Here is a 9,013-nt window from a genome sequence, read left to right as displayed (position 1 = left end):
TGCTCGCCATAGCCCGGGCTATGGCTGTGCTTTGCGCCTAGATCAGGTGCCTTTTGACGCGCTGCTCGGACACGCTCGAAAAACTCTCAGCCTCTGAGGTCCTCTCGGGGTCCGATTCGTAGCGAGGGGAAAGCGCGGGCGCGTGCATCCTGAGCCCACTCTCAGCCTCTCAGCAGGATGCACGGACCTTCGCTTCGCCCACCACACAGTTTCCAGACACGTGCCAATGAACCACAAAGAAGCAGTTTCCCCCGAAGCCGCCAAGCGGCCCGCGGCGATGCGCTTCATCATGATTACCGTGCTGATCGACATGGTGTCGATCGGCCTGATCATTCCCGTGCTGTCGGCGCTCGTCGGCAGCTTCACCGGATCGCAGGCGGATCAGGCTTTCTGGTATGGCGCGGTCACCTTCGCGTTCGGTATTGCCAATTTCTTCGGCTCGCCGATCCTGGGGGCCTTGTCGGATCGATTCGGTCGTCGTCCGGTCTTGCTGCTCGGCTTTTGCGGCCTGGCGCTCAACTTCTTCGCGACGGGGCTCAGCACGGCGCTGTGGATGCTGATCGCGGTGCGGCTGGTTGGCGGCGCAGTGCAGTCGAATGCCGCCGTCGCCAATGCCTACGTCGCCGACATCACACCGCCCGAGGATCGGGCGCGCCGCTTCGGCCTTCTGGGCGCGATGTTCGGCTTGGGCTTCATCCTCGGTCCCGTGCTGGTCGGATTGCTCGGGCACGTCCATCTGCAACTGCCATTCTTCTTCGCGGGCGGACTTGCGATGCTCAACCTGCTGTACGGCTTTTTTGTGCTGCCGGAATCGCTGCCGCCCGAACGTCGTCGTCCTTTCGATTGGAAACGGGCCAACCCCCTCAGCGCGCTGCACGGCCTGACTCAGCTCAGGGGCGCTGGCAACCTGGTCGCGGTCATCGCCTGCACCGGCCTCGCACAATTCGTGCTCTACACGACCTGGGTGCTCTACACCACCTTCAAATTCGGTTGGGGCCCGATGGAAAACGGCTGGTCGCTGGCAGTTGTAGGTGTCATGTCGGTGTTGGTGCAAGGCGTGCTGCTCGGCCGCCTGCTCAAACGCTACAGCCCCCAGCGGCTCGCGGTGATGGGACTCATCTCGTCGACCATTGCCTATGCACTCTACGGTGCGGCGACGGACGGCTGGATGATGTACGCCTTCATCATCTTCAATCTTCTCGGCTTTACCGTGGCTGCTTCGATCCAGAGCATCGTTTCGAGCGCGGCCGACGCGAGCATGCAAGGCCAGACCATGGGAGCGGTGAGTTCCTTGAACAGCCTCATGGCCGTCGTCGCACCGGTGCTCGGTGCGCCGCTGCTCGGCGCGGTGTCCCATCTACCGCGTGGCGATTGGCGCATCGGCGCGCCTTTATATCTGTGCGCCGCCTTGCAACTTTGCGGGCTGGTGCTCGCCATATTCCACTTCCGCGGCATGCGCCGCAACCGTCTCGCCGCGCAAGCGGTGGGCCAATCCGCCTGAGCGTTTTCCATGCACGACAAAATCCTGATCCTCGACTTCGGCTCCCAGGTCACCCAGCTCATCGCACGCCGCGTGCGCGAGGCGCATGTCTACTGCGAAATCCACCCCAATGACGTGAGCAATGCGTTCATCCGCGAGTTCAATCCCAAGGGCATCATTCTTTCTGGCAGCCACGCGAGCACCTACGAAGAGCATGACCTTCGCGCACCGCAGGCAGTGTGGGACCTGGGTGTTCCAGTGCTGGGCATCTGCTACGGCATGTTCACCATGACCGTCCAACAGGGCGGCGAGGTCGAGGCCAGCACCCACCGCGAGTTTGGCTACGCCGAAGTGAGAGCGCACGGCCACACCGAACTGCTCAGAGGCATCGAGGACTTCAAGACACCTGAAGGCCACGGCATGCTCAAGGTGTGGATGAGCCACGGCGACAAGGTCACCAAGCTGCCGCCCGGCTTCAAGCTGATGGCTTCAACGCCATCTTGCCCGATCGCCGGCATGGCCGACGAATCGCGCGGCTACTACGGCGTGCAGTTCCATCCTGAGGTGACCCACACCGCGCAGGGGCGCGAACTGCTCAACCGCTTCGTCCTGGGCATCGCCAAAGCCAAGCCCGATTGGGTGATGGGCAACTACATCGACGAAGCCGTGGCGCGCATTCGCGAACAAGTGGGCGACGAGGAGGTCATTCTTGGTCTCTCCGGCGGTGTGGATTCAAGCGTTGTTGCGGCCTTGATCCATCGTGCCATCGGCGATCAACTGACTTGCGTGTTCGTCGATCATGGCCTGCTGCGCCTGAACGAAGGCGCCATGGTGATGGAGATGTTCGCCGGCCGCCTGCATGCGAAGGTGGTGCACGTCGATGCCAGCGCCCAGTTTCTCGGCCATCTCGCGGGCGTGACCGACCCGGAAGCCAAGCGCAAGATCATCGGCCGCGAGTTCGTCGAGGTCTTCCAGGCTGAAGCCAAGAAACTCAAGTCAGCCAAGTGGTTGGCGCAAGGCACGATCTATCCGGACGTGATCGAAAGCGGCAGCGCGAAAACAAAGAAGGCGACGACGATCAAGAGCCATCACAACGTGGGCGGCTTGCCCGAGACGTTGGGCCTGAAGCTGCTCGAGCCCGTGCGCGACCTGTTCAAAGACGAGGTGCGCGAGCTGGGCGTCGCGCTCGGCCTGCCGCATGACATGGTGTACCGGCACCCGTTCCCCGGCCCGGGCCTGGGTGTGCGCATCCTCGGCGAGGTGAAGAAGGAATACGCCGATCTGCTGCGTCGCGCCGATGCGATCTTCATCGAAGAACTGCGCAATACCAAAGACGAGATCAGCGGCAAGACTTGGTACGACCTGACGAGCCAGGCTTTTACCGTGTTCCTCCCAGTGAAGAGCGTGGGCGTGATGGGCGACGGCCGCACCTACGACTACGTGGTGGCGTTGCGTGCGGTGCAGACGAGCGACTTCATGACAGCCGACTGGGCAGAGCTGCCATACAGCCTCCTCAAGCGCGTGTCCGGGCGCATCATCAACGAAGTGCGTGGGATCAATCGGGTGACTTACGACGTGTCGAGCAAGCCGCCTGCGACGATCGAGTGGGAGTGAACCTGTATATGGCGTCGGCTGGCAACTGATGGCATGTGTTCGCGGCGTTGGCAGAGTTTGACATGTCTTCTATGAAACATAAGCTCTCGCAGTTTCCCAAGATCGCGGGACCGTCAGAGAATGAGGAGGGGTCATGATGGATGGTCTGCCACCCAAGCATTCAGGGGCTCGATCCTTTGTCTTCGCAGAAGGGGCGCAGTGGATTCGCGCAGACTTCCATATGCACACCCGCGCAGACCACGAGTTCAAGTTCACGGGCGCTGACAACTTCTACAACAGCAACTATGTGGATGCGTTGGAGAAAGCAGGCATCCAAGTTGGCGTCATTACCAATCACAACAAGTTCGACTTCGATGAGTTCAAAGCACTGCGCAGGACGGCCCAGAAAAAGGGGATCGCGCTGCTGCCAGGCGTCGAGTTGTCGGTCAATGACGGGGCCAACGGCATCCACACGCTTGTTGTGTTCTCGGACGAATGGATTGCTGAACACAACTACATCAACCCCTTCTTGACCAGCGCTTTCGAAGGCAAAGCACCTGCACAGTATGAGCAGGAGAATGGCCGAACCTCATGGTCACTTCTGGAAACAATCAAGAGGCTGGAAAGCTATCACCGGGATTTCTTCCTCGTCTTTGCCCATGTCGAAGCACCGAGTGGTTTGTGGGCAGAACTGGATGGCGGCCGACTCACTGAGTTGGGGCAGAGCGAATTTTTCCGGCGTAGAACCCTGGGCTTCCAAAAGGTTCGCACGCACGACGGTGCAGGCAAAGACAAACCTTGCCGCACCAAGACTCAAAGCTGGTTGCAGAGCTGGTATCCCGCCGAACTTGAGGGCAGTGACCCCAAGTGCATCGATGAAATCGGCCGGGGCAAGACCAGTTATCTGAAGTTGGGCGAGCTGTCCTTTGAGGCGGTCAAGTTTGCATTGAGCGATCCCGCTGCGCGAGTAGCCATGGAGCCGCCCAAGCATCTGGCGTCGCACATCCGCAGCATTCACTTCGACGGGGGCGTCCTCGACGGGCAGACGCTGCATTTCTCTTCCGAACTCAACACGCTGATCGGCATACGAGGCAGCGGCAAGTCATCCATCCTTGAGGCGGTGCGCTACGCCCTCGATATTCCACGCGGCGAGAAGGCGCAGGACATCAAGTACAAGGATGAGTTGATCCGCCACACCCTCGGTAGCGGCGGCAAGGTGACGGTGACGGCCTGCGATGTGTACGGGCAGGAATTCACCATCTCCCGCATCTTCCGCGAAGCGCCGAACGTCTACTTGGGCGGTAAGTTGCAGCCCGGTGTGTCGATCCGGGAAACCGTACTGCGCCGCCCAATCTACTTCGGACAGAAAGACCTCTCCAGCACCGGCGAAGGCTTCGAGACTGACCTGGTGGAAAAACTGGTTGGCGAGAAGCTCCGTGTGCTGCGTGACGAAATCGAGGCCCAACGTCAGCGCGTGCGCGACGCTGCTCAGCGCTGGCTCAAGCTAAGCAACACCGCCGAGCAAAAGCGCGACTTCGAGACCCAACTCAACGATGCCAAGTTCCGTCTGACCAAGTTCGCGGAGCACGGCGTCGCAGACAAGCTCCAAAAGCGCCTCGGCTTCCAGCAGGACGCTACTGCGCTGGCGCGCATGAAGGAGCGAGTGGGCAACTTCATCCGTGCCCTGGGGCAACTGATCGCCGAACACGAAGACGAGTTGCGCAACGCCACGAGCTACGTGTCCAAGCAAACCCCGGACTTCTTCGCGGCCTACTATGCCGAGTTCTCCATGCTCGTTGCCAAGGTAGATCAGCTCAAGCAGATCGAGCAAGACTCGCGCACCATTGCGGGCCACCTCAAGACCAAGCAGAGCGAGTTTGAAGGCGCAAGCAAGAGCCTTCAGGAAGAGTTCGCGCAAGTCGAACGGCAACTGGCCCAGGAACTCAAGCAAACCGGCATGACGGCCATCCAGCCGGACGACTTTCTGGCCCAGCAGCAGCGCAAGACCAAGGCGGAGCAAATGCTGGAGGCGCTGGCCAAGCAGGAATCACAGCAGACCAGCATCCGCGACGCGCTGTTCGCCGAGATCGACAAACTCAATGAACTCTGGCTGCGCGAATTCAACACAATCAAGGCGGAGCTGGACCGAGTAAACGCTGGCCATACCGCTCTGCAGATCGAAGCCGACTTCAAGGGCGACAAGGAAGCCGCCATCAGCTTCATGCAGCAGCTCTTCAAGGGAAGCAACATCCGCGAAACCACGCTGCGCGCAGTGATGGCGGACTATGCCGACTTTGGCGGCCTCCTGCGTGCCCTGCCGGGCGCTTTGGTCAAGGCTGGCAGCACCCCCGAGGCCTTCGAGAAGACCTTCATGCAGAACCTGACCGAGTTCGTCACCTGGAAGGTGCCCAACCGTTTCGTCATTCGCTATCGCGGCAAGGAACTGAAACACCACTCGCTCGGGCAGCGCGCTTCGGCACTGCTGCTGTACGTACTTAGTCAGCGCCAGAACGACGTGATCATCATCGATCAGCCGGAAGACGATCTGGACAACCAGACCATCTACGACGATGTGATCAAGCTGCTGCGTGAAATGAAGCCTCACGCCCAATTCATCTTCGCCACCCACAACGCCAATTTTCCGGTGCTGGGCGATGCGGAGCAAGTGCATGCCTGTAAGTACCAGGACGAGAAGGTCGCCACGCAAAGCGGCAGCATCGACGCTCGCCGGGTGCAAGAAGCCATCATCAACATCATGGAAGGAGGCCAGGAAGCCTTCAACCGTCGCAAAGAGGTTTACAACCTATGGAAACCACAGAGCTGATTGACCTGCTGAGCCGGGGAGAGGACAGCCGACAGCAGTTCAAGGCCGACATGACCAATGCCGATGCCTTGGCAGCCGAGATCGTCGCGTTCAGCAACACGTCAGGTGGTCGAATCTTCATCGGTGTGAACGACGACGGCTCAGTGCACGGCTTGTCCGGCGCCGATATGGCCCGCCTAAACCAACTCGTCGCCAACGCTGCCTCGCAAAACGTGCGTCCCGCTGTGAACCCACTCACAGAGAACGTGCCGCACCCCAATGGCGCGGTGATGGTGGTTGCCGTTCCAGAAGGCTTCAGCAAGCCTTACATGGACAAGAACGGCGCCATCTGGGTGAAGAGCGGCTCGGACAAGCGCCGCGCCACCTCGCGCGAGGAACTGCAGCGCCTGTTCCAACAGGCAGGCTTGGTGCACGCCGACGAAACACCCGTAGCGGGCTTGAGTGCGGGCGATGTAGACATGCCCTATTTCGAAGCCTTCTTCGAGCGGCAATTCAACGAGCCGCTCGCCCAGCACAGCCAGCCGCTGCCGCAGTTGCTGATCAACATGAACTTGATGAACAAGGGGCAGCTCAATGTGGCGGGTAGCCTGCTGTTCGCAAAGGCGCCTCACTACGCGATACCTGCCTTCATCGTCAAAGCTGTTGCCTTTGTCGGCACCCAGATCGAGGATGAGCGCTACATCGACAGCCGCGACATCACCGGCAAACTGGCCGATGTCTTCCAGCAGACGCTGGGTTTCATCGCTGCCAACACCCGCGCCACGCAAGGTGAGCAAGGGTTCAACTCCCAAGGTCAGGCCGAAGTTCCGCGTCTCGTCTGGGAAGAGTTGGTCGCCAACGCTCTAGTCCACCGTGACTACTTCATCAGCGCTCCGGTGCGCGTACTGGTTTTTGCGGATCGCGTTGAGATCATCAGCCCCGGCCACTTGCCCAACAACCTAACCGTTGAGAACATCAAGGCCGGAAACTCGAATATGCGCAACCCCATCCTGGCTTCTTTCGCAGCCAAGCTCCTTCCTTATCGCGGGCTCGGCAGCGGCCTTCTGCGCGCACTGCGGGCCTGGCCGCAGATCGAACTCATCGATGATCGTGCCGGCAATCTGTTCGAGGCCATCGTGGTGCTGCCCAGTGCGCTGGAGGCGGCGGGAAAATCTGCCCTACATGAGGGGCGCACCTGATGATTGTCTTTGGCATGGTATTTTTCATGGAATCTTCTATGGAGGCTGGCATGAAAAGCTTGTCATTGGTGTTTCCCCGCCCAATGCTAATTGGGTGGGAGTGAACGCGAGTCCGGACGACTTGCGTTGAAGGGGTTCCCGTCGTGCCGAAGCTCACCGATCGGTTGTTCTTCGCGATCTATCCGGACGCCGTTTGTGCGGCGCGCATCGCACGGTTGGCGCAGATTCTGCGGGTTGAGCATGGGTTGAACGGCAACCCATTCAAGACAGAGCGCTTCCACGTCACGCTGCATTTTCTCGGCGACTTCCCGGGCATGCCTCAGGACGTTGTCTCCATGTCGGCCAAGGCAGCAGCGGCTGTGACGATGGCGCCCTTCGACATCGCGTTCGATCGCGCATCGAGTTTTGGCGGCAGACGCGGTGGCCGGCCGTTTGTTCTGTGCGGGGGCAATGGCAGCGCGGCGGTGACGTTGTTGCACACCGAGCTGGCTGCGTTGTTGGCAAGAAGTGGTGTGGAGGCCCGGCCGGAACGGCAATACACACCGCATCTGACCTTACTTTATGACGACCGCAATGTAGCCCAGCAGACTGTCGAGACGATCCACTGGACGGTTCGCGAATTCGTTCTTGTGCATAGCCTGATTGGTCGGACCCAGCACACACCGCTCGGGCGGTGGCAGTTGCACGGCTGAGAGGCTGAGAGTATTTCGAACGTGTCCGAGCAGCACGTCAAAAGGCGCCTGATCTAGGCGCAAAGCACAGCCATAGCTTGGCTATGGCGAGCATTTGCAACGACGAGCAGGGGGCTTTTGGCGTGATGAGCGGGCATGATCGAAAAACTCTCAGCCTCTGACTTCTGGCCATGGTCCAAAATCACGAACTGCCTGGGAGTTCCTGCGAAGGACTTGTTTGCACCTGCGCGAGAATGCACTTCATGCGAGGCCAGCCCTTTGAAACATTGAGCGAGATTGAACGATGAGAGCCATCTTCGGTGTCGTGTCCCTTCTGATCGTCCTGGCCGTCGTCGGCATTGCAGCCAAGAAGCAATTGCAGGCTGTCAACAACGTCGGCGCGACGCTACCTGCTGCGCAGACGAGCACCGACACGGCGACCGTTGCTCCGGCTGCGAGCACCGTCCGTGCGAAATCGCAGCAGCTTCAGCAGCGCGTGGCGGATGATGTGAACAAGGCCCTGGAGCAAGGGGCCGCCGCACGCAGCGAAGCCGCCGAGAAGTGATGATCCGACAGTGACGACCAACCCTGCAGATGAGAACGCGATGCGCATTGCGCTCGACCAGGCGCAGAATGCGTGGCTGGTCGGCGAAGTGCCGGTGGGTGCGGTGATCATGCGCGCGGGGCAGGTGATCGCCACTGGCTACAACCGTCCAATCACCGAGCATGATCCAACCGCGCACGCCGAGATTGTGGCGCTGCGTCATGCGGCCACCTTGCTTGGCAATTACCGGTTGCCGGAGTGCGAGCTCTTCGTGACGCTCGAACCGTGCGCGATGTGCGCCATGGCCTTGATGCATGCACGCTTCAAGCGCGTGGTGTTTGGCGCTAGCGATCCGAAGACGGGCGCGGCGGGGTCAGTGGTCGATCTTTTCGGCGAGCCTCGCCTCAACCACCACACCCAAGTCCTCGGCGGCGTGCTGTCGCACGAATGCGGCCAGGTGCTGCGCAACTTCTTCGCTGAGCGCCGAGAGATGTACAAGAACCGTCGTGGCGTTCGGGCTGACTCCGCTGCGGCTGCCCGGCCGGAGGGGGCCATCGACGAACCCATTCCTGCTGGCGAGGCGGTCGAAATCGACTTAGGACATGGCCCGGAATAATTTTCCGTTTTGGGCCATGTCCTTACCTGCACCCAAACCACCCTGAATCCGTCCATGAAATCGCTGACCTTGTTCACGCCTGCTGGCGTGCTTCCCAAAGCTGCGCC

7 protein-coding genes are annotated in these 9,013 nt (G+C 60.4%); all 7 read left to right on the top strand.

The features are described 5' to 3' along the window. Positions 1-142 precede the first annotated feature (142 nt). The 7 genes from AC30NL_RS09190 (at position 143) to tadA (ending at position 8,906) form a co-directional block, all read left to right on the top strand. Entirely contained in the window at positions 143-1,501 is a 1,359-nt protein-coding gene (locus AC30NL_RS09190; protein WP_489463702.1) for an MFS transporter, read from the top strand. A 9-nt stretch (positions 1,502-1,510) separates the two neighbouring features. Next, on the top strand, positions 1,511-3,094 hold the full coding sequence (guaA, locus tag AC30NL_RS09185) for a glutamine-hydrolyzing GMP synthase (protein ID WP_489463701.1): 1,584 nt from the start codon (positions 1,511-1,513) through the stop codon (positions 3,092-3,094). 133 nt (positions 3,095-3,227) lie between these two features. Further along, positions 3,228-5,897: a TrlF family AAA-like ATPase gene (locus tag AC30NL_RS09180; RefSeq protein ID WP_489463700.1), complete on the top strand. Its 2,670-nt coding sequence runs from the start codon at positions 3,228-3,230 to the stop codon at positions 5,895-5,897. Then, positions 5,879-7,075, top strand: coding sequence for an RNA/DNA-binding domain-containing protein (locus AC30NL_RS09175; protein WP_489463699.1), 1,197 nt, complete (start codon positions 5,879-5,881; stop codon positions 7,073-7,075). Before AC30NL_RS09180 ends, AC30NL_RS09175 begins: the two co-directional genes overlap by 19 nt. 143 nt (positions 7,076-7,218) lie before the next feature. Further along, entirely contained in the window at positions 7,219-7,767 is a 549-nt protein-coding gene (gene thpR, locus AC30NL_RS09170) for an RNA 2',3'-cyclic phosphodiesterase (protein WP_489463698.1), read from the top strand. Positions 7,768-8,050: 283 nt separating this feature from the next. After that, positions 8,051-8,311: a hypothetical protein gene (locus tag AC30NL_RS09165; RefSeq protein ID WP_489463697.1), complete on the top strand. Its 261-nt coding sequence runs from the start codon at positions 8,051-8,053 to the stop codon at positions 8,309-8,311. Between the two features lie 40 nt (positions 8,312-8,351). Further along, entirely contained in the window at positions 8,352-8,906 is a 555-nt protein-coding gene (tadA, locus tag AC30NL_RS09160) for a tRNA adenosine(34) deaminase TadA (RefSeq protein WP_489463703.1), read from the top strand. Positions 8,907-9,013: the final 107 nt, after the last annotated feature.

Source organism: Rhizobacter sp., from assembly GCA_021153565.1.
In the GTDB taxonomy this organism is placed as follows: domain Bacteria; phylum Pseudomonadota; class Gammaproteobacteria; order Burkholderiales; family Burkholderiaceae_C; genus Albitalea.
This window is presented reverse-complemented; position numbering and strand designations above follow the sequence as displayed.

Excerpts from the sequence above, each read along its gene's own strand:
- AC30NL_RS09180 (WP_489463700.1), top strand. The coding sequence starts at position 3,228 with ATGATGGATGGTCTGCCACCCAAGCATTCAGGGGCTCGATCCTTTGTC.
- guaA (WP_489463701.1), top strand. The coding sequence starts at position 1,511 with ATGCACGACAAAATCCTGATCCTCGACTTCGGCTCCCAGGTCACCCAG.
- AC30NL_RS09165 (WP_489463697.1), top strand. The coding sequence starts at position 8,051 with ATGAGAGCCATCTTCGGTGTCGTGTCCCTTCTGATCGTCCTGGCCGTC.
- tadA (WP_489463703.1), top strand. The coding sequence starts at position 8,352 with ATGCGCATTGCGCTCGACCAGGCGCAGAATGCGTGGCTGGTCGGCGAA.
- AC30NL_RS09175 (WP_489463699.1), top strand. The coding sequence starts at position 5,879 with ATGGAAACCACAGAGCTGATTGACCTGCTGAGCCGGGGAGAGGACAGC.